Raw genomic sequence first — 18,664 nt, 5'->3', positions numbered from 1 at the left:
TGTCTAGGGCGTTAGCATCCGCTCGATTTCGGCGGCTGGGGCAGCCATCAATGCTCCCCGGTCGGCGCCGACGAGGCAGTAGTCGTTATCCCTGGTCATCGGCCGTAAATACGGGTAGGTCGGCGGCAGGTCAGGATTTTCCCGCGTGAAATCTGTTTCCACACCGCTCGCCCACCGTCCGGAGAAGGCGCGGGTGACGACGGCGGGTGTGTCGGTGCGCAGGAGTTCGCGGTTGTGTTGGCTGGTGCCGGCTTCGTCGGCGAGGAGGAATGCGGTGCCGCAGGCGACGGGCACGTCGATCGCGGCCACGTCTTCGGCGTTGCGGACGCCGCCGGCGGCGATCACGGGAACGGTGGCGAGGGGCCGCAGATCTGCGAGCAACTCCGGCAATGAGCGCTGGTCAGGGTCGTCGTGTTGGCTCCAGGTGCCGCGGTGTCCACCGGCGCGTGGGCCCTGGATGATTACGCCGTCGACTCCCCTGGCTTGGGCTTCGAGTAGTTCGGCCTCGTTGGTCACTGTCGCCCAGGCTTCCGAGCCGACCGCATGCAGTTGTGCGATCTCGGTTTCGGTGAAGCAGCCGAACGTCGAGGACACAACGGCGGGTGCGGCCTCCAGCACGGCGGCGAACTTTTCGGCGTAGTCGGATTCGAGCGCCGGAGCTTCCTGTTGGAGGTGGTGGGCGGTGCGGTGGACGTCGTCAGGCAATGGCTCGGGTTGTGGCACGAAGAGGTTCGCGCCGAACGGTGCTTCGCACGCCACTAGCCATGAACGTGCCTGGGATACGCTGCAGGTGCCGAGCGCGATGAAGCCGAACGACACCGCGTTGACGAGTTCGGGTGTGGATGGTCCGCCGGCCATGGGTGCTGCGATCACGCGTGGAAATTCCATGGGTACAGTGTGGCACGTGTTTGGTTTTTTCAGGCGCCCCAAGGCCGATTGGCTGGTTGTGGGGCTGGGTAACCCGGGTGCGGAGTATGCGCGTACGAAGCACAATGTGGGCTTTTTGGCGCTCGACGAGTTGCCGAAGCTCGATGGTGTGGCGCGTTGCAAGCCGCAGACGTATATGAATCTGTCGGGTGAGGCGGTTGCTCCCCTTGCTCGCAAGTTCAATGTGCCGCCGGAGCGGATCATTGTGCTTCACGACGAGCTCGATCTCCCCGCCGGCAAAGTCCGCGTGAAACTGGGTGGGAACGAAAACGGTCATAATGGGCTGAAGTCGATCACGGAGCACCTGGGTACGCGCGATTACGTCCGTGTACGTATTGGTATTGGGCGGCCGCCAAAGGGTACGGCCGTGCCGGATTGGGTGCTCAGTGAGATTTCCGGCGACGAGGACTTCGCAACCGCGGCGGAGGCGGCCCGCCTGATCGTCGCCGAGGGGTTAGCGAAGGCGCAGAACGTTATCCACGCGCGTTAATCGCCTGCTCCAGGTCGGTGAGCATGGCGTCCAGTGCGTCGGCGTTGGTGGCTTTTTCTTCTTCGAGGTCGGTGCCGAAGATGTTGATGCCCACCTGGTTGCGGATGTCAAACATGGAGAAATTAGCGACGATCTGACGCCAGTGCTCGATCGCGCGAATCGCGCCGGTGCCGCTGTAGCCGACGAACGCGACCGGCTTGCCAGCCCACTCGGAGGCGAGTGAGTCGAAGGCGTTTTTCATGGTGCCGGGGATGGAGTGGTTGTACTCGGGGGTGACGAAGACGAAGCCGTCGCAGGCGTCGATGGCGTTTGACCAGGCGGTGACGGCGTCGTGCTCGTATTGTTTGTTGGCGGCGCCCGGCACGGTGGCGGCGGTGAGCGCCGGGACGTTGAAGTCTGCGAGGTCGAGGAGGCGGTATTCGACGCCGTCGCGGGCGTTGCCGGTGTCGGTTACCCAGTGGGCGACGCCTTCGCCGACGCGGCCTTGTCGGATGGATCCTAGAAATACGCCAATTGTTGTCATGTACGCGACTGTACTCGGTGGGTGGGTCGTCGATAAGCTAGCGCCCCATGAGCACTGTTTCCGAGGCCGCCCGCCGCCGCACGTTCGCTGTTATCGCCCACCCGGATGCGGGTAAGTCCACGTTGACGGAGGCGCTGGCGCTGCATGCGCATGTGATTTCGGAAGCCGGTGCGGTGCACGGTAAGGGCAACCGCAAGTCGACGGTGTCGGACTGGATGGAGATGGAAAAGGAGCGCGGCATTTCCGTCGCATCGTCGGCGCTGCAGTTCGAGTACGCGCCGGAGGGCCACGAGGGCGAGCCGTACGTGGTCAACCTCGTCGATACTCCGGGCCACGCGGACTTTTCGGAGGACACCTACCGTGTGCTTTCCGCCGTGGATGCCGCGGTCATGCTGATCGACGCGGCGAAGGGCCTCGAGCCGCAAACCCTGAAACTGTTTCGCGTGTGCAAGGCGCGCGGTCTGCCGATTGTCACGGTGATTAACAAGTGGGACCGCGTGGGTCGTGAGCCGCTTGAACTTGTCGACGAAATCGTTACCGAAATCGACCTCCAACCCACCCCTCTGTACTGGCCGGTAGGCGAAGCGGGTGACTTCCGCGGGCTCGCGCACGTCTCCTCCGATGGCGAGATCGACGGGTACGTACACTTCACCCGCACAGCCGGCGGTTCGACGATTGCGCCAGAGGAGCACTACTCCGCCGACGAGGCCGCCGCGAAGGAAGGCGACGCGTGGGACACCGCGCTCGAAGAAGCGGAGCTTTTACTTGCCGACGGCGCCGTCCACGACCAGCAGCTCTTCGAACAGTGCATCACCTCCCCGATCATTTTCGCCTCCGCGATGCTGAACTTCGGCGTGCACCAGATCCTGGACACGCTGTGCGCAATCGCACCGGCACCCGAGGGCCGCGCCTCCGACCCAAAGGCCGTGGAGGCATCCACGACCGCGATGGATACCGAGCGCGAAGTCGGCGACGATTTCTCGGGCGTGGTGTTCAAGGTCCAGGCCGGCATGGATAAGAACCACCGCGATACGTTGGCGTTTATGCGTGTGGTTTCCGGTGAGTTCGACCGTGGCATGCAGGTCACGCACGCGCAGTCGGGTCGCAGCTTTTCCACGAAGTACGCCCTGACTGTCTTCGGCCGCAACCGCGACACCGTGGAGACAGCCTTCCCGGGGGACATCATCGGCCTGGTCAACGCGGGTGCGCTGGCGCCGGGCGACACGATCTACGCCGGTAAGAAGGTCCAGTTCCCGCCGATGCCGCAGTTCGCACCGGAGCACTTCCGCACGCTGCGCGCGAAGTCGCTGGGTAAGTACAAGCAGTTCCGCAAGGCGCTTGAGCAGTTGGATGCCGAGGGCGTGGTGCAGATCCTGCGCAACGATACGCGTGGCGACGCCGCCCCGGTCATGGCCGCCGTCGGCCCCATGCAGTTCGAGGTCATGCAGGCTCGCATGGAAAACGAGTACAACGTGGAAACCGTCACCGAGCCGATCCCCTACTCGGTGGCCCGGCGCACCGACGCCGAATCCGCGCCAGAGCTGGGCCGCCAGCGCGGCGTGGAAATTTTCACGCGTACAGACGGCGAAATCATCGCCCTGTTCGGTGACAAGTGGAAGCTCGCGTTCGTGGAAAAGGAGCACCCGGATCTGACGATCGAGCCGCTCATCGCGGACTAGCGCTTCGCGGTGAGGAACTCGCGCATCGCGGGCCAGTCGCGCTCCACCTGGGCCTGGCCGGCAGCGTAGTTCGCCCACAGTTTCTCCGCGTTGAGCTCGGTGGACTCCACTCCCATCGTGTCGGGGAAGAATATGTAGGCGTTCCCGGCATCGGCTTCGTCGATAAGCGACTGCTTCGCAGCGTTGTAAATGCCCGGCCGAGCAATCATGGCGTCGGCGACTTTCGGCGTGTTGCGCAGGATGCGACGCACGGCGCGCTCGCGCTTTTGCGGCCCCTTGACGTAGTCGCGCGGGCGGGTGAGCACGGCGACAAAACGGGTGTAGCCGGCGGCGCGGGCGGCGTCGATAAGCAAACCGCCCGAGGTGCCGAGCGCGCCGTCGACGTAGGGCACGCCGTCGATCTCGCGCATCTTCATCAGGACCGGCATCGTCGACGACGTCCGCGCGGCGAGGGCGACATCCTCCAAAGTGCGCAGGTTGTCGCGGTTAAACGCCACCGTCTCCCCTGTGTCGGCGCGCACGGCCTCCACGTGGACCTCCTCGGTGGTCCGGGCAAACGCATCAAAGTCGAACGGCAGGACGTCCTCGGATTGCTCGTACGCCCATTCGCCGTTGATCAGGCCCTTGCCTCGCACCACAGAGCGCCAGCCGCCGAACTTGGGGTTACCCGGAAACTCCGTGAACGCGTTTTCAGAGCGCCACGTGTCGCGGGAAACGAAGTTCAGCGCGTGGACCGAGCCTGCGGAAATGCCGCCGACCCAGCCGAACTGGACCTCCTCTGCGATGAGCTTTTCCACCACGGGTGCGGTGTAGGAGTTGCGGGTGCCACCGCCCTCAAAGATGAGGGCGGTGTCGCGGGCGTCAATCATGCACGTGAGGCTACGCGCACGCCCGTGGCACTTTCAACGGTGTTCAGTGTTACGGCGTCAGCGCGCCGCCAGTAACCGCAAGCGTCTCACCGGAGATGTACGACGCGTCCTCGGAGGCGAGGAACACGTACGCGCCGGCGAGCTCGGCCGGCTGTCCTGGTCGTCCGATGTCGGAGCCCTGGGCGAAGTTGTCGACGACCTCCTCCGGCTGCCCCCTCAGCGGGCTGGATCACGGTCCAGATCGGCCCCGGCGCAACGGCATTGACGCGGATTCCCTTCGATGAGAGGAGCTCGCCGGCCCCCTACTCATGGCCTACATCACGCCTGTCCAGGATTTCGTCGGCGGCGCGGTCGGTCCACCGGCGGGTCTGCAGCCGCCACGCCGCCCCGACGTTGGATCGTGGCGGCGCTTGAATGTGGCGGCGTGAGTCCATGCCGCGTTGGAGTTCTTTGGCGCGCAGGACTTCGGCGTCGATTTTCACGCCTTCGAGCAGCACGATGTTCATCAGCCAGATCAACGCCAGCACCGCCAAAACGGTGCCGAACGCACCGTAGGTGCTGCGCACGCCGACGAGTTTGAGGTACCAGGAAAACCCGACCCACAGCGCGCCAACGACCAGCAGCGCGCTCGCCGAGCCGAGGGTGAGCAGGCGGAACCTGCCGGGTTTAACGTTGGGCGCGAAGTAGTACAGCACGGAGACGAGCGCCACCGAGACCACCGCGATGACAGGGCCGCGCAGATAGTCCCAGACGGGCAGGAAGATTGCGGTGAGGTAGTGCAGCTCCTCCTCCAGTTGCAGCGGCCGGGCGATCGGCCCGAACACGGCGTTGACGATGGAGTCCGTCAGCAACGCGCCCAAAATGATCACCACCGCACCGACGACCATGACTACTGTGACCAGCCACATGGTTACCCAGGTCACCGCCATAGGGCGGCCTTCGGTGCGGCCGTAGATGAGGTTGGCGTTGCGGGAAAACGACCGCACGTAGGCCGAGGCGGATAGCAGCGAGATAATCACGGACACCGCAAGTGCGACGGTGCTTTCCGCCGGCGTGGCCACGATGGCGGAGATGAGCTGGAACGCTTCTTCCTGCAGTTGCGCCGGTACGTATTGGGCGACGAGGTCGGCGATGATTGAGTCGGCCATGTCGTCGCCACGCGGCATGAGCAGGCTGAAGATGGAGTATGCGGCGAGCAGCATCGGCGCGACCGACAGCAGGGTGTAGTAGGTCAGGGTGGCGGCACGGTCCACCATGGCGTCGTTGGAAAAGTCTGTGACCACGCGGCGGAAGATGGATTTCCATCCGGCGCGTGTGAGGCGGTTGCCGCGGCGCAGTGGTGTTTCGTAGTCGTGGGGTGTGACGACGAGGTCGCCGGTGCCGTACGACATCACCATGTCGACGCGGTGCGATTCAGACATACTGGTCACCTTATACACTCCCTTGTCATGGGAATCATCGACCGCGCGCGTGAACTTTTCGGGTTGAACCAGCCTCGGCTGGTGGAGTTGCCGGGGCGGGTGGTGCCGGTGGTCGTCGATACGCTGCAGGTGCACACGGCGCGGCTTGCGCCCGATACCAACGAGAAGATCATCATCGTGACCACCTCAGCGAGGGCACTCGAGGAGCTTTCGCGTATCGACGACGCCGTGCAACTCACCTCCCCCAACGAACGCTCCGTCACGTTCGTGCCGGTAGACCGCAGGTCCGAGCCTGTGCTGGATCCGAAGTACGGCTGGATCATCCCCGTCACACGTGAGACCGCCGCCGAGTTTGCGGGGTTAGCAAAAGGCCCAGGCGCGCACGAACTTTCGACGCTGCACCTGGGCCTGGTGTTGGAGTAATTCGGCGTAACTAGACCAGGCCGATCCAGTTCCAGTAGGTGGCGGACAGCAGCAGGATGAGCAGGTAGGCCACGATGGTCAGTGGGATACCGCTGCGCAGGAACTGCTTGGAGGTAAACGCGCCGGTGCCGTAGGCCAGCATGTTTTGCGGTGCGGAGACCGGCAGCAGGAAGCCGAAGCAGATGACGAACTGCTGGATGATTACGAATCCGATGCCGCCGTTGGGCACGTCCAGGGTGGCTGCCAGGGCGATGAACACGGGGATCAGCGCGGATGCGAGCGAGGTTGCGGATGCGAAGCCCAGGTGGATCAGGATGTTAAACAGCGACACCAGCGCAATTGCGGCGAGGATCGGCATCGAGGACAGGCCGATGGCTCCGAAGGTTGCCTCAGACAGCCAGGTTGCTGCGCCGGTGTCCAGCAGGAACTTGCCCAGGGAGATGCCGGCGGCGAACACGACGAGGGTGCCCCAGTTGATCTGTTCCTGGGCGTATTTCCAGTCCATGACGCCGATGACCGGCATAAGCATGAAGCCGACGGCGACGATGGTGATGGTTGCGGAGGAAATCGGGTGCAGCACGCCTTCGGTGGCCCAGAAGAACAGCAGCAAAACGGCGATGGTGGTGAGGCGTTTCTCAGCGCCGGCCATGGGTCCCATCTCTGCAAGCTGCTTTTCGACGAGCTCACGTCCCCCATCAATCGACTCCACCTCAGGCTTAATAGTGGCACGCATGATGAAGTACAGGGCGATCGACATCAGGATCGACCACGGTGCGGCCCAGATGAACCACTGGCCCCAGGAGATGGTCTGGCCCATTTGGTCTTCGATGAAGCCGACAGCCACGAGGTTTTGCGCAGCGGCGGTCTTGATGCCGACGTTCCAGATGGATACGGCTTGGGTTGCGGTGATGACCAGGAGTGCAGCGAGCTTGGATTCCTTGGCTAGGCCGAAGGCTGCCACCATGCCCATGAGAATCGGCACGACAGCGCCGGCACGGGCGGTTGCGGACGGGACGAAGAAGGCCAGGATGATCGAAATGACAATTGCGCCGATGACGATGTTGGAGACCTTTTCGCCGGCGAGCTTCAGCACGTACAGTGCGAGGCGGCGGTGCAGGCCGGTCGCCTGCATGGCTGTTGCCAGTGCGAGTGCCGCGGCGACAAGCGCCACTGCTGAGGACGAGAAGCCGCTCATGGCGGTGCTCAAGCCCTTGGATGCACCGATAGCTTCGCCTGTCTCGGGGTCTTCGGCGAATGTGAGCGTGATGGCGATCAGCCCGACGATCATGACCGCACTGACCGGGTAGGACACGGCCTCCGAGACCCACATAATCACGGCGAAGGCAAGCATGCCGAGTGCGATCTTTGCGGGCATTGCAAGCCCTGCGATCGGGGTAAGGATCACCGCCGCCAACGCGACAAAAGCGAGGAAAAACGCGATCGTTTTTCCTGTGTTGAGTTTGTTTGAGGTTTGTTGTTCGGGGCTGTCTGCGGGGGCGACTGCCGTTGTCACGGTCTTCCTCCTTGAAGTGGTTGTTCCTGCATAAACATTAGTCTCACCAAATCGGCCTTCAAAATGGGATGCCTGTACTGTTTGGCCAGCTAGCGGGGCGCGTAGCATCGTGAATATGAATTTGAGTTCCCAGCTGACTTACAACATGCACCATGGAGCGCAGGACCTCCGTAACCTACTTAGCACCGGCGCTGCGGATGGTTGGTTGCCTGGGTCGTGGCAGGACTCTCTGCAGGATCTGAGTTTTTCGGTGATTGGGTTGTGGGATTCGGTGATCCAGGCTTTCTCTGCCCTGTTCTAGGGGCGCATTGTGGTTTCTCCGTACCGGTTTCTCTGGTACAAATGTAGACAAAGTTCACAACACTTTGTTGCTAAAAGGAGTTTTTCCCATGAAGGCCCTCTACAGAGCCGCAATCTTCTACCTCGCCTTCGGCCTGATCTCGGGCGTGTTCTACCGCGAGTTCACCCGCGCCAACAACTTCCCAGAAGGCCAGTTCACCCAGCTCAGCGTTACCCACACCCACCTTTTGGCCCTGGGCTTCATGATGTTCCTCATCTTCCTCGCCCTAGAAAAGGTCTTCACCTTCTCGCGCAATAAGAAGCTTTTCAATATCTTCTTCTGGCTCTACAACGCGGGTTTGCTCACCACCGTGTCCATGCTGATCCTGCACGGCTCGATGACAGTGCTGGGCAAGGAGTCGGGCGCGGCGATCTCTGGCATCGCAGGTTTGGGCCACATCATGCTCACCATCGCGTTGGTCATCTTCGTGGTGCTGCTGGGTCGCGCCATCGATAGCCCTACCCGAACCTCTGAGGCAGCGCTGGCAAACTAACGCGCTACCCTCGCGGCATGAATACTCTCACGCCGATTCAGCAAGGCCTCACCGACCGTTTCTTCCGCTACGTCCGCACGGAAAGCCAATCCGACGCTCGCGCCACTACAGTCCCGTCCACCGAAAGCCAATGGACGTTTGCGCGTTTGCTTGTCGACGAGCTCACCACCGCCGGGGCCACCGACGTCCACCTGTCCGACACGTGCGTGGTTACAGCCAAGATCCCCGGCACCGGCGAGGGCCCCGCGATCGGCTTCTGCTCCCACCTGGACACGGTGGATGTAAACCTCTCCCCCACGGTCAATCCGCAGCTAACCCATTACGAAGGCGGGGATATTTGCCTCAACGCCGAGCGCGACCTCTGGCTGCGCGCCGCCGACCACCCGGAACTTGCAGCGTACGAGGGCCAGCCGATCGTCCACACGGACGGCACGAGCGTGCTTGGCGCCGACGACAAGGCCGGCGTGACCGCGATCATGGAGGCGGTCACCGAGCTCGGCGGTCAGACCCCACACGGCGACATTTACATCGCGTTCGTGCCGGACGAGGAGATCGGCCTGCGCGGTGTACGCACGATCGATTTTGACCGCTTCCCTGTCGATTACGCCTACACCGTCGACGGCGGCGAGCTCGGCGAGGTTGTAGAGACCACGTTCAACGCCGCCACCGCCACCATTACCATCGCCGGCGTCAGCGCCCACCCGATGAACGCGAAGGGCAACCTGGTCAACCCGATCACACTGGCAATGGAGTTTGCCAACCAGCTCGACGCGCAGGAAACGCCCGAGCACACCGAGGGGCGTGAGGGCTTTATCTGGCTCAACCACATCGACGGCAACCAGTCCACCTGCACCATGCAGTTGAGCATCCGCGATCATGACCGCGAAGGCTACGAGGAAAAGAAGCAGCGTCTACGCGCGCTTGCCAGCGACCTTGCCGCAGCAAACCCCCGCGCCACCATCACCTGCGACATCGTAGATGTCTACGCGAACATCTCCGACGCGAAGACTCCAGAGAACTCCATCGGATCCGAGAGGCTCCACGCGACGATGCGCCGCCTCGGCATCGAGATTAAGGAGATCGATATGCGCGGCGGCACCGATGGGTCATGGCTGTCCAACCAGGGTGTCTACACCCCGAACTATTTCACCGGCGCGCACAACTTCCACTCGATCTACGAGTTTCTGCCGGTGCCTTCCCTCGAGCGCTGCTATGAACTCACCCTCGCCCTGATGCGTGGCGAGTAACCGGCTCACTAAGCACGCTTGATGCTGGTGCTCGTCTTGTGCATGAGCTCAGTGTCAAGTTCCTCGCGCGTGTGGCGTTTTCGGCCACAATTACTGCTGCGTTGCTCGGTTCCCTACGAGATGCACAATATATTGTGCATCCCGGCTCTGGTGTTGGGGCCGGTTGTAGTTTAGGCTCGTCGATACGCGGAAGCAAAATGGGGGCTTCCGCCCGACACCCAGGGGGGATAATTATGGCTTTTCGTGCCTACGAGCTTTACTACCTCGATTCTTACGACGAGGAAGTCGATGACCTTGTCACCATGTACGACTACGACGAGGACGACTACAGTTTCGACGACGACATCCGCTGGCACATTGACGACGACTACATCATCGAAAACGGCCTCCGCGTCGCAATACTCATCCACGACCCGGACACCCACGAAATCGACTGCGCGTTGCTCCAACCGGACAACCCACGCGCGCCCGATTGGTATGGCGTGGAGGAGATGGCCAACGTCATGGCCGAAGTCCAGCGCATCATGGTCGCTCACGACGACTACACGGTCAGTATCGTGCCACCGCAGGATCCCGCGTTCGCGCTCACGGCGCCTCGCGTCTTCCCTGCGGAAGACCTCACGGCTGCGACGGTGATGATGCTCGGCGACTCGCAAGACAACGCCTGGTACAGCGCCTTTTGTATCGAGTTCACACCGAACCTGAAGTCCGACGAGTCGTTCCCAGTCGCCGTTTTTGTGTACGACCCGCGCGATAACTGCCTTGTCAGCAAGAGCTTCACCGGTATCAACCCGTTCGCACCGGAGACGTTTAACCGGAGGCAACGCAGGATCGTCGAGCGCAAACTCGACGAGATCTTTGCGGCAATCGACTCCTCAAAAACCGCAACCCAACCCGTGAGCCCGTTTGCCAACCTCGGCCCGCAATTCCGTGCATCGAGGCTGCCCTCCGTCGAGGCGGTCGGCCCCGACCACGCGCTCCTCCAAACACTTGAGAGGCTTCTGGCCTGGTGGCAGGAGCAGGCAGCCTAGGCGTTAGATCATGCGCTAAATCATGCCCTGGCTCATCGCCCAGCCAGCTAGCGCAGCACCAAGGCCGCCGATAGCGAGCAGCACGCCGATGATGATCGCCACTGGCGAGACCGCACCGTCGCCGTTGGCCGGCGGCTGCTGCGTCTTCGGTTTCTGCGCCGCCGGTGCATTGCTCGTCCCTTCGGTCTTGTCCTTCGGCTGCAGCTTCCTGCGGGCCATGTCCTTGACGTACTCCGGGGCGTCGGAGGCAAGCACCTCGGCAAGCACCTTCGCCATCTCTTCGCGGGTGTAGTTCAGCGCGGAGACGTTGTAGGACTGGCTAAACACTTCCGTTCCGCGCGAGTTTGTAACCACTACGCTCAGCGGAACGACCGGCTTGTCCAAAAACGCCGCGCGGTCGAGCTTGATGTCTACCTGCTTCTCGTCGCCGACTTTGCCGGCAGGCTTCAGGTCGTAGCTTTGTTGGAACACTCCCGAGCCGTAGTTGACGCTGACCTTAAACCGCTCGTCCACGTCTCCCAGGTTGGAGATGGTGCCGCGCAGGACGTTGTCGTCGCCAAGCTGTGCGACGACGCCATTGTCACCGTTCGCGGTTTCGTTGAGACGAAAGCCTGCCTTGTACTTGTTATTGCTTGCCGCATTGATGACCAGTTCCTTGACGTCACCTTCGGTCAGCACCGGCATGCTTTCCTCGCCGTGCGAGTGGTCGTGATCGTGGTCGTCTTTGTCGTTTTCCTTGTCTGTCTCGTCGTTCACTCCGATGTGGCCTTGGCCAACGTTCGCGCCTGGAAGGTTCAGGTTCGCCCAGTCCGCCGGGATCTGAAACTCCCTGCCGGTCTCGTCGTGGCCGTGCGTTTCCTTTTCGGCAAAGTTGAACTGGTTGAACTGGTGCGCGTAACTCATCACCGAGTTGTACTCTTCGAGGTCATCGCGCGCCGGTGCCGTGTTTGACTCCACGTGCGCGCCGTAGTGCAGCAGGTTCAGGGTGTGGCCGAACTCGTGCAGGATCGTGTTGCGCAGCTGCTCCTGCGTGGTCATCTCAGGATGGTTCGCCACGAAGAATACGGAGTCGTTGACCAAAGCGAGGCCTGTCGAGGAGTCGCCGCGAGAAATCGTGTCGCCGATGACGCCAACGCGGAAGACCGCCTTGCGTTCTCCCAGCAACCGTTCGCGTGCCGAGATGAATTGGTTTTGCGCATACAGCGCGTAAGCCCATTCGTCTTTGGCCAACTTCGGATCGGCCAACCCTGGCATGAATTCTTTGGCGTAGTCCTCGGTCTTGCCGCCCTCGCGGTCTGCCTCCTTCATGCTGGACATCGAGGAACTGACGTACTCCGGCCCCGCAACGATGTGGAGATTGATGCTTTGTTTGGCGAAGCGCTCCTCCAACTGCTTGAGGATCTCCGGCGACGGCGCATAGTCCTTCGTGTTTGCACGCGCACAGTCGGCGAACTGGGTAAAGCCCTCCACGGATGCCGCGAAGGATTCCTTCCGATCGCACTTGAGTTGTTCCCACTCGGATCGCATCCAGTGCAGCTGCAGGAACAGGTCGGGTTTGTTTTCGTCGGCGCCCCACTGGTGGATTGGCAACGATTTGCCTGAGGAGAGTTTCATGCCGACGCGTTCCCACGAGTTGCGCAGGCCATCGCCGTCGGAGTCGAACGCGGCTGGCTGCGGGATGAAACGCGCCTGGGTTTCGGCCTCGAGTTTCTCACCCGCTGCGAGGCTCTTGCTCCAGCGTCCGGCCTGGTAGCGCGCGTCGTTGTCGTTGCGGCTCTCCTTGGCTTTCTCAGCGGTCGGTCCTACGCCGAACCGGTCGGCGTTCGCAAACTTCACGCGTGCGGTGTGGCCGGGCTTTTCCGGGGAGACGCGAATTTCGCCGTCGAAGTATTGCTGCGCGCGGAGTTGGCCGTGGTTGCCCATGATGTCGCTTACGGCTTCGACGCGGACATTGACCGGGGCGCCCGAGACGTTGGTGGCGGTGACGGTGTACTGGATGATGTTGTCGAAAATGTTGATGGTGCGTTTGACCTCAACACCGTTAAACGTCTGGGTGTAGACAACCGTGTCGGTTCCGTCGTCTCTGCTGAGGGTTTCGGGCGTCGCGTTCCAGTCGACGGGCATTTTCGCCTCGTTGACGTACACGTCGGTGCTCAGCCCGTACTTGAGCACCTCGGCGGCGGCTTCGGGGTGGTCGAAGTCGAAGAGGCCGTGTCCGTCGGGGCGCACGGTCGCGTTGATGTACGGCGACCATGTGCTCTTCTGCTGCCCCTCAACGACAACCTGCCTGCCTTGCTGTGTGACCTTGGCCTGCGCGGGCACAACGCAGACGGGGGCGAGGGCGGTGCACAGGCCGACTGCCATTACTTTTGTGGAAAATCGCATGTTGTTGCCTACCTACCCAGTACCTGCATGATCTTGTCTTGGTTCAAAAATGCGGCGAATCCTACGCCGGCAAGCAGCGCCAGCGCGCCTACGAGGACCGCGATCCAGCCAACGCTTGTCGACGACCCCTTATCCTCAACCACCACTTCCTCCGGCGCCCTCGCCGTCAGGGGGACGTTGACCAGTTCGGAGGATCCGTCCGGGTAGGTCACCCGCACCTTGACGGAGGTGGTTTTGCCGTTGGGCACACTGCCGTTGGACCGGGCGGTGATACGGCCGGTTTTTTCGTCGATAGTTGCTGTCCAGCCCTGCTCGTTGAAGCCGTCGATGCTAAACCGCGTGCCCTCTGGCAGTTTCGACGAAGGTTCCGGACGAGCCTCGCCGCCGATGGGTACGTTCGCTCCAACATATCCGGCGTCAAACGTCGCCGCATCCGAAGGCACCGTGACCGTGGCGGTGATTTCGCGTGCGCTGCCGTCTGGGTAGCGCACCTGGATCAGCGGCTTGTAGGTTTCGTCGATCTCGGCGTTCTTCGGCGCCGTGATGCGCAGCGCGCCGGTGGATCTGTTCACGCCGACGTCAAGGCCAGCGTTGTCGATCACGTCGAAGACCGCGCCCTTGACCGCATCGCCAACAGCGGCGACTGCAACTGTGTTGCCCACCCGCACCGTGGTAGACGGGTAGGAGATGGAGTTTTTCACGGCGTGTGCAGAAGCTGTGGCCAAGCGAGCGCGCGCTTCAAGTTCTTTGGTGGAACCATCCTGGAAGTAGGCGATGACCTTGACCGTGAGCGGACGCGCGTTCACCTTCGGCGCGTTGACTCGCACGTCGCCGGTGTTCGCGTCCACCGTCGCGGACCAGCCGCCCAGGCTCGACCCGGATTTCATCTTGAAGGTCGTCCCCTCGGGCAACGCAGCGTCGCCGGTGCGCAGCACGGTTGCGCTCAGTCCCGGGACCACCATGATCTCGTCTTCGTAGCCGAGGTTTGCCAGGTCTGCCAGCATGGGCTCGCCGACCTCGAAGACGGCGTTGACCGTCTTGGGACTGCCGTCCGGAAAAGTGATCGTGACCGGGACCGTGTGGGTGCCACGTTTTGCGTTGGCCTCCGGCTTGAACGTGATGCTGCCCTTGGCGTCGATGGTCACGCCCTTGGCGTCCGTTGTAAACGTTGTTCCTGCGGGCAGCACGCGGTCGTCGTATGTGAAGCCGCGCTCCACCACCTGCGCACGCGGCGAGCTCGAGGAGCGCTCCACACCAGCAGGCACCGGGGTTTTCGCCCATTCGACCGTGTAGCGATCGGCCATGGGCTTTTCTTCAGCCACGACAACCTCGACGACCTCGCGCTGGCCCGTCGGTGTGTTGACCTCTACGCGGTAAGTTCCGGGCGCGGCATCGCGCGGTGGCGTGGCGACGACCGTGCCGTCCTGCTCCACACGAATCCAGGAATCCTTCGGCGCAACCTGTTCCGTCTTGTTGCCGGAGATGACCTTTTCCACGCCGTTGGTGGTGAACCCAGACGGCACCGGGTCGCTGCTCCCCTTACGCGTCGGCGTGCCGATGCCGACCTCACCGGCGTGCACCACCACGGGTGCCCACACGAACGGATCCGGCTGCGGGGCCGGATTCGACGTCGCCGGCTCCTTTTTCACCGTAATGCCCAGGTTGGACTGCTCGCCTGGCTTGACCGTGACCTTGCCGTCGTTTTCACGTGTGACGGTGTGCTTGTTCGGCGCCTTGGCGGTCACGGTGTAATCGCCTGGGTAAAGGCCATCGACGACGTACTTGCCGTCAACCTTTTCCACCTTGCGGGTTTCGTCCTTCGGTCCACCCGTGATCGTGATCGACTCTGGCTCCGCATCACCCGTGACCGAGATGTTGACGGACCCCTTGACCAGCGCCACCGTGAGCTCCAGGTCGCGTGGCTTGTTCGGCTCGACACTGAAACGCTGGGTTGTTCCTCCGTGGTTGTCGCTGGATTCAACCTGCACGGTGTATTCGCCGGCGTGCAGGTTGCCCGCGTTAAACCTGCCGTGTGCGTCGGTCGTATCCTCGGCGACTTCCCCACCGTTCTGGGTGATGCGAATGGGGGCGTTGGCGACGGGTGCGGAGAGGTCGTCGAGAAGCGTGCCGCTCACCGCGTTGAGCGTCTTCACCAGGATTTCGCCGCTGCCGTGCCTGCCGGGCTGCAGCGTGACTTCCCGGCTGCCTTCGCTGTGGGTCTCGCTTTCGGCGGCTTTGGCCGTATAGGTTCCGGGCAGGATGTCCTCGACCGTAGCCATGCCTTCCGCGTTGGTATTCACCGTGCGCCCGGCGACATCAAGTTTGGCGTTGGCGACGGGGTGGCCGGTGTCGTCGACAACCTGCAAGACGAGGTCCACCTTGTCCAGCGCGAGCGCAAAGTCGTGCGTTTCGGTGCTGTCCTTTTTCACCTTCGCAGCCTGCGACGGCGCCGAATACCCCTGCGGGCCATCAATCTCGACGGTGTAGGTGCCCGTTGGCAGATCAGCAATCGAATACGTCCCATTGACCACGGGCGCAGTCTTCTTCACGCCAGCGGTGTTCTGGTCTGCACCACGTACCTGGATCTCGGCGGGTTGTCCGCTCGGCAGGCCAGTGACGCTACCTGCGATATTGCCCAGGTTGCGCACAACGTTGAGTGTCTTTTCCGACGTCTCATTTGGGTTGATGGTGACAGCACCGCCGCCTTCGATCGTGTACCCCTCCGGCGCGCGCCCACCAAGGGTGTACTCGCCCGGGTACAGGTCATTCAAGACGTAGTCGCCGCCGGCTTCCTCAATCGGCAGGTACTCGTTGTTCGGGCCGCCGTTGAGGAACACCCCCGTCGGAGCCAACGGCCCCGAGGCGCCAACCTTGATGGATCCGCGATGCAGCGCGACCTTGAGCATCACTGACTCGGTGTCTCCGCCGGGTTCGACTGTGAAGTTTGCACTCGCCGCGTCGTACGTGTTGGTGCGGGCCACCTCTGCGGTGTAGTTGCCTGCAGCCAGCGCGCCGGCGTTGAAGTTGCCTTCCGGGGTGGTCGGGAAAGTGCCGATGACACGGGAGCCTTGCTTGACGACGACCTGCGCGCCCTCCACGGCCTGACCAAGATCGTCGACAACAATGCCACCGGTTTGGTTCAGTGAATCAACCTTCACCGTCACCGGATCATTGTCGCCCGGATACAGCACGAACCCCTGGGATGCGCCGCTGTACTTGCCCCTGGCGGCAGCTACTGCGGCGGTGTAGGCGCCCGGCGCGAGATCCGCAAACGTTGCAAGGCCTTCCGCGTTGGTGGTTTCGGTCCGTCCGTCAACGGTGACTGATGCATTGGGAACTGGCCTGTTGGCGTCGTCGACCACCTTGATCTCGCCCGTGACGTTGTCCGCAATCACCGCGAACCCAACAGTCCTGTTTTCGTACTTTTCCACCTTGGCGTTCTGCGGGCCCGTGACGGAGTATCCGCGTGGCACGGAGTTGTTGATCACTTCGACGCGGTAGTCCCCGGTGGGCAGGTCCGGGAAGCTGTAGTGGCCGCCCGAGACGGTCTGTTCCAAAATCTCGGGACCCGTGACGCGGATCTTGACCTGTTTGTCGGCCGGCACGCCGGAGATCACACCAGAGATGCTGCCTTTATCGCGCGTGGCGGTGAAGTTTGCGTTCGCGGTGGTTGCGCGTTTGACGTCCACGTCTGCCGTTTGGGTCACCGAATACCCCTTCGGCAGCGACTCTGGGACGACCTCGAGCACGTGCTTGCCTACTGCCAGGTTCGGGATGGTGAACTCCGCGTTCTCATCGGTGTCTACGACAGTGTTCGTACCGACGACACGCACCTTCACCTTGGTGCGTTCCGGCAGCCCGTTGACCTTTCCGCTGACTTTGCCGTACTGCTGCTTGCGCTGCACAACGATCGGGTCCGCGATGCGGTTGACGCGCTGATCCTTAACGACGACACCATCGACCTCTGTCCCCTGACTGTCCTCAGTTTCGCCCACGACCAGCGTGTACTTATCCTCTGGATCCTTGGGCACCGGAACCTTGGGCACGGTAAAGTTACCGCTTTGATCAGTCTGGGCCGACTTACCGCCGACGGTCACACGTGCACCGGAGATGCCGACTCCCTTGTCGTCGATCACCCGGCCGGTGACGGTGATCGGGTACAGATCAAAATCCGGGGCGGTGGCCTCGTCCTTCCACGGCTTGGTCGCCGGGCTGACAAAGCCCGCTGGAGGTCGCACGCCAATCTGGTACGTCGTTCCCGGGCTGTTCGAGGTCAGCCAGTACGAGCCGTCATCTGCGACCGCTTCCTTGCCCTGGCGGTCCTCCTCCTTGCCCTGACGGTTGGTCCACTTGCTGTTCACCAACACCTTCGGGCGGCCGACCGGCTCCTCGTCCGGATTATGCACACGCACCTTGCCCGTTGCAGACAAGTTGACGTACGGCATGGTGAAGCGCGCGCCACCACCGGCCATCGGGGTCGGATAGCTGGTCTTGCCTCTCGCCCAGAGGATAAGGCGGTCACCATTCTTCACTTGAAGATCTGGCAAGTTGTAGCGCAAGCGGATCGCATAGTTTCCCGAGGGCCTTGTTGCGATACTGCGGTGAACGGTGACTTCGTAGGTTTCCACCAGCCTCTCTCGCCGATTTGGCATGAGCTCCCTGTACTCAAGCGTGAACTGCGAGGTCTCCGGAATCATGTCAAACACCGGATCGCCTTTTGGTGCGGGTTGGACCTTTTCACCAAAGACCCGTGGCTTCTCCGGCACGAACTCGAGCGCCACCGTGTTGACTCGCATGGAATCGCTAAAGAAGACCGCGCCCCGCCAGTCTCGCCCGTTCTCAAAACGGACCTCACCGTGACTGATACCCGCCTGTGGCTGAGGCGCCCTCTGTGCGTGCGCGACCGGCGTGAAGGTACCCAGCGGGACTTCGGCGACCGTGCCGGCAAGCGCGAGCACCGTGGCAACTGCGGTGATGCGCATGCCCCGTGGGCGGTGTACGCGACGGGGGTCATCGGAATAGCGAGACATGGGCGTCATTCAACTTTCTCGAAGCAACGGCACGGGAAACGAACGGTAAAACACAGGAATGATACCACTTAGTTATATGCCTTATCTAAACCTTTCAAGGAACTGCCAGCGATTCCACACCCCTACTACACGACGAAGCGCCCCGGCCGAATGCGGCCGGGGCGGTGGAGTCGTCGCTAAGCAAACGCGCTACTGAATCTCAGACGGCTCCTTGCGTGCCGGGTACACGGTCGGGCGCACGCCCGCAATGTCCTCGACAACGCGAACCACCTGGTGGGAGTAGCCGTACTCGT

14 protein-coding genes and 1 pseudogene are annotated in these 18,664 nt (G+C 62.3%); 7 read left to right on the top strand and 8 right to left on the bottom strand.

The window, feature by feature from the left end:
* Positions 1–3 precede the first annotated feature (3 nt).
* Complete coding sequence (locus HMPREF2736_RS10295; protein ID WP_070829625.1) at positions 4–888, bottom strand: NAD(P)H-dependent flavin oxidoreductase; 885 nt, start codon at positions 886–888, stop codon at positions 4–6.
* On the opposite strand from HMPREF2736_RS10295, the gene pth reads away from it, so the two are divergent.
* Complete coding sequence (gene pth / locus HMPREF2736_RS10290; protein ID WP_070829623.1) at positions 887–1,417, top strand: aminoacyl-tRNA hydrolase; 531 nt, start codon at positions 887–889, stop codon at positions 1,415–1,417. The genes HMPREF2736_RS10295 and pth overlap by 2 nt on opposite strands.
* Here pth and HMPREF2736_RS10285 read toward each other — a convergent pair.
* Entirely contained in the window at positions 1,401–1,940 is a 540-nt protein-coding gene (locus tag HMPREF2736_RS10285) for an NADPH-dependent FMN reductase (protein ID WP_070829621.1), read from the bottom strand. The two genes, pth and HMPREF2736_RS10285, sit on opposite strands and share 17 nt — an antisense overlap.
* Positions 1,941–1,987: 47 nt before the next feature.
* Between HMPREF2736_RS10285 and HMPREF2736_RS10280 the strand changes: the two genes are divergently transcribed.
* Complete coding sequence (locus tag HMPREF2736_RS10280) at positions 1,988–3,619, top strand: peptide chain release factor 3 (RefSeq protein WP_070829619.1); 1,632 nt, start codon at positions 1,988–1,990, stop codon at positions 3,617–3,619.
* On the opposite strand, the gene HMPREF2736_RS10275 is transcribed toward HMPREF2736_RS10280, so the two are convergent.
* From HMPREF2736_RS10275 to HMPREF2736_RS10270, 3 genes and pseudogenes are all read right to left on the bottom strand, one after another.
* Positions 3,616–4,488, bottom strand: a complete 873-nt coding sequence (locus HMPREF2736_RS10275) for a patatin-like phospholipase family protein (RefSeq protein WP_070829617.1) — start codon at positions 4,486–4,488, stop codon at positions 3,616–3,618. The two genes, HMPREF2736_RS10280 and HMPREF2736_RS10275, sit on opposite strands and share 4 nt — an antisense overlap.
* Positions 4,489–4,537: 49 nt before the next feature.
* Positions 4,538–4,775, bottom strand: a pseudogene (locus HMPREF2736_RS12830) (SDR family oxidoreductase); the annotation flags it as partial.
* A 15-nt stretch (positions 4,776–4,790) separates the two neighbouring features.
* Positions 4,791–5,909 carry a YihY/virulence factor BrkB family protein gene (locus HMPREF2736_RS10270; RefSeq protein ID WP_070829615.1) on the bottom strand — a complete coding sequence of 373 codons (1,119 nt, stop codon included), beginning with the start codon at positions 5,907–5,909 and terminating at the stop codon, positions 4,791–4,793.
* 27 nt (positions 5,910–5,936) lie between these two features.
* On the opposite strand from HMPREF2736_RS10270, the gene HMPREF2736_RS10265 reads away from it, so the two are divergent.
* Positions 5,937–6,332 (top strand): hypothetical protein, encoded by a 396-nt coding sequence (locus HMPREF2736_RS10265; protein ID WP_070829613.1) that lies wholly within the window; start codon positions 5,937–5,939, stop codon positions 6,330–6,332.
* Positions 6,333–6,342: 10 nt separating this feature from the next.
* Here HMPREF2736_RS10265 and HMPREF2736_RS10260 read toward each other — a convergent pair whose 3' ends face one another.
* Positions 6,343–7,845, bottom strand: a complete 1,503-nt coding sequence (locus HMPREF2736_RS10260) for an SLC13 family permease (protein WP_070829611.1) — start codon at positions 7,843–7,845, stop codon at positions 6,343–6,345.
* A gap of 115 nt (positions 7,846–7,960) precedes the next feature.
* Here HMPREF2736_RS10260 and HMPREF2736_RS10255 point away from each other — a divergent pair, with 115 nt between their 5' ends.
* The 4 genes from HMPREF2736_RS10255 to HMPREF2736_RS10240 all read left to right on the top strand — a co-directional run bounded on the left by HMPREF2736_RS10255 (position 7,961) and on the right by HMPREF2736_RS10240 (position 10,956).
* Positions 7,961–8,146 carry a hypothetical protein gene (locus tag HMPREF2736_RS10255; RefSeq protein WP_070772287.1) on the top strand — a complete coding sequence of 62 codons (186 nt, stop codon included), beginning with the start codon at positions 7,961–7,963 and terminating at the stop codon, positions 8,144–8,146.
* 88 nt (positions 8,147–8,234) lie between these two features.
* Complete coding sequence (locus HMPREF2736_RS10250) at positions 8,235–8,678, top strand: DUF2871 domain-containing protein (protein ID WP_070819981.1); 444 nt, start codon at positions 8,235–8,237, stop codon at positions 8,676–8,678.
* 17 nt (positions 8,679–8,695) lie between these two features.
* Complete coding sequence (pepT, locus tag HMPREF2736_RS10245; protein ID WP_070829609.1) at positions 8,696–9,925, top strand: peptidase T; 1,230 nt, start codon at positions 8,696–8,698, stop codon at positions 9,923–9,925.
* Positions 9,926–10,158: 233 nt separating this feature from the next.
* Entirely contained in the window at positions 10,159–10,956 is a 798-nt protein-coding gene (locus tag HMPREF2736_RS10240) for a hypothetical protein (protein WP_070614912.1), read from the top strand.
* A 15-nt stretch (positions 10,957–10,971) separates the two neighbouring features.
* Here the strand turns inward: HMPREF2736_RS10240 and HMPREF2736_RS10235 are convergent, their stop codons facing one another.
* Positions 10,972–13,341, bottom strand: coding sequence for a zinc metalloprotease (locus tag HMPREF2736_RS10235; RefSeq protein WP_141761639.1), 2,370 nt, complete (start codon positions 13,339–13,341; stop codon positions 10,972–10,974).
* Positions 13,342–13,349: 8 nt separating this feature from the next.
* Positions 13,350–18,371 carry a carboxypeptidase regulatory-like domain-containing protein gene (locus tag HMPREF2736_RS10230; protein ID WP_168167636.1) on the bottom strand — a complete coding sequence of 1,674 codons (5,022 nt, stop codon included), beginning with the start codon at positions 18,369–18,371 and terminating at the stop codon, positions 13,350–13,352.
* Between the last annotated feature and the right edge of the window lie 293 nt (positions 18,372–18,664).

The organism is Corynebacterium sp. HMSC036E10 (assembly GCF_001836265.1).
Lineage (GTDB): Bacteria > Actinomycetota > Actinomycetes > Mycobacteriales > Mycobacteriaceae > Corynebacterium > Corynebacterium coyleae.
The sequence above is the reverse complement of the archived record's forward strand: the minus strand, read 5'-3'. Positions and strand labels throughout refer to the sequence as shown.

Coding starts and splice junctions, on each gene's coding strand:
- pepT (WP_070829609.1), top strand. CDS start 8,696: ATGAATACTCTCACGCCGATTCAGCAAGGCCTCACCGACCGTTTCTTC.
- HMPREF2736_RS10255 (WP_070772287.1), top strand. CDS start 7,961: ATGAATTTGAGTTCCCAGCTGACTTACAACATGCACCATGGAGCGCAG.
- pth (WP_070829623.1), top strand. CDS start 887: ATGGGTACAGTGTGGCACGTGTTTGGTTTTTTCAGGCGCCCCAAGGCC.
- HMPREF2736_RS10270 (WP_070829615.1), bottom strand. CDS start 5,909: ATGTCTGAATCGCACCGCGTCGACATGGTGATGTCGTACGGCACCGGC.
- HMPREF2736_RS10285 (WP_070829621.1), bottom strand. CDS start 1,940: ATGACAACAATTGGCGTATTTCTAGGATCCATCCGACAAGGCCGCGTC.
- HMPREF2736_RS10275 (WP_070829617.1), bottom strand. CDS start 4,488: ATGATTGACGCCCGCGACACCGCCCTCATCTTTGAGGGCGGTGGCACC.
- HMPREF2736_RS10265 (WP_070829613.1), top strand. CDS start 5,937: ATGGGAATCATCGACCGCGCGCGTGAACTTTTCGGGTTGAACCAGCCT.
- HMPREF2736_RS10295 (WP_070829625.1), bottom strand. CDS start 888: ATGGAATTTCCACGCGTGATCGCAGCACCCATGGCCGGCGGACCATCC.
- HMPREF2736_RS10240 (WP_070614912.1), top strand. CDS start 10,159: ATGGCTTTTCGTGCCTACGAGCTTTACTACCTCGATTCTTACGACGAG.
- HMPREF2736_RS10230 (WP_168167636.1), bottom strand. CDS start 18,371: ATGTCTCGCTATTCCGATGACCCCCGTCGCGTACACCGCCCACGGGGC.
- HMPREF2736_RS10235 (WP_141761639.1), bottom strand. CDS start 13,341: ATGCGATTTTCCACAAAAGTAATGGCAGTCGGCCTGTGCACCGCCCTC.
- HMPREF2736_RS10280 (WP_070829619.1), top strand. CDS start 1,988: ATGAGCACTGTTTCCGAGGCCGCCCGCCGCCGCACGTTCGCTGTTATC.
- HMPREF2736_RS10250 (WP_070819981.1), top strand. CDS start 8,235: ATGAAGGCCCTCTACAGAGCCGCAATCTTCTACCTCGCCTTCGGCCTG.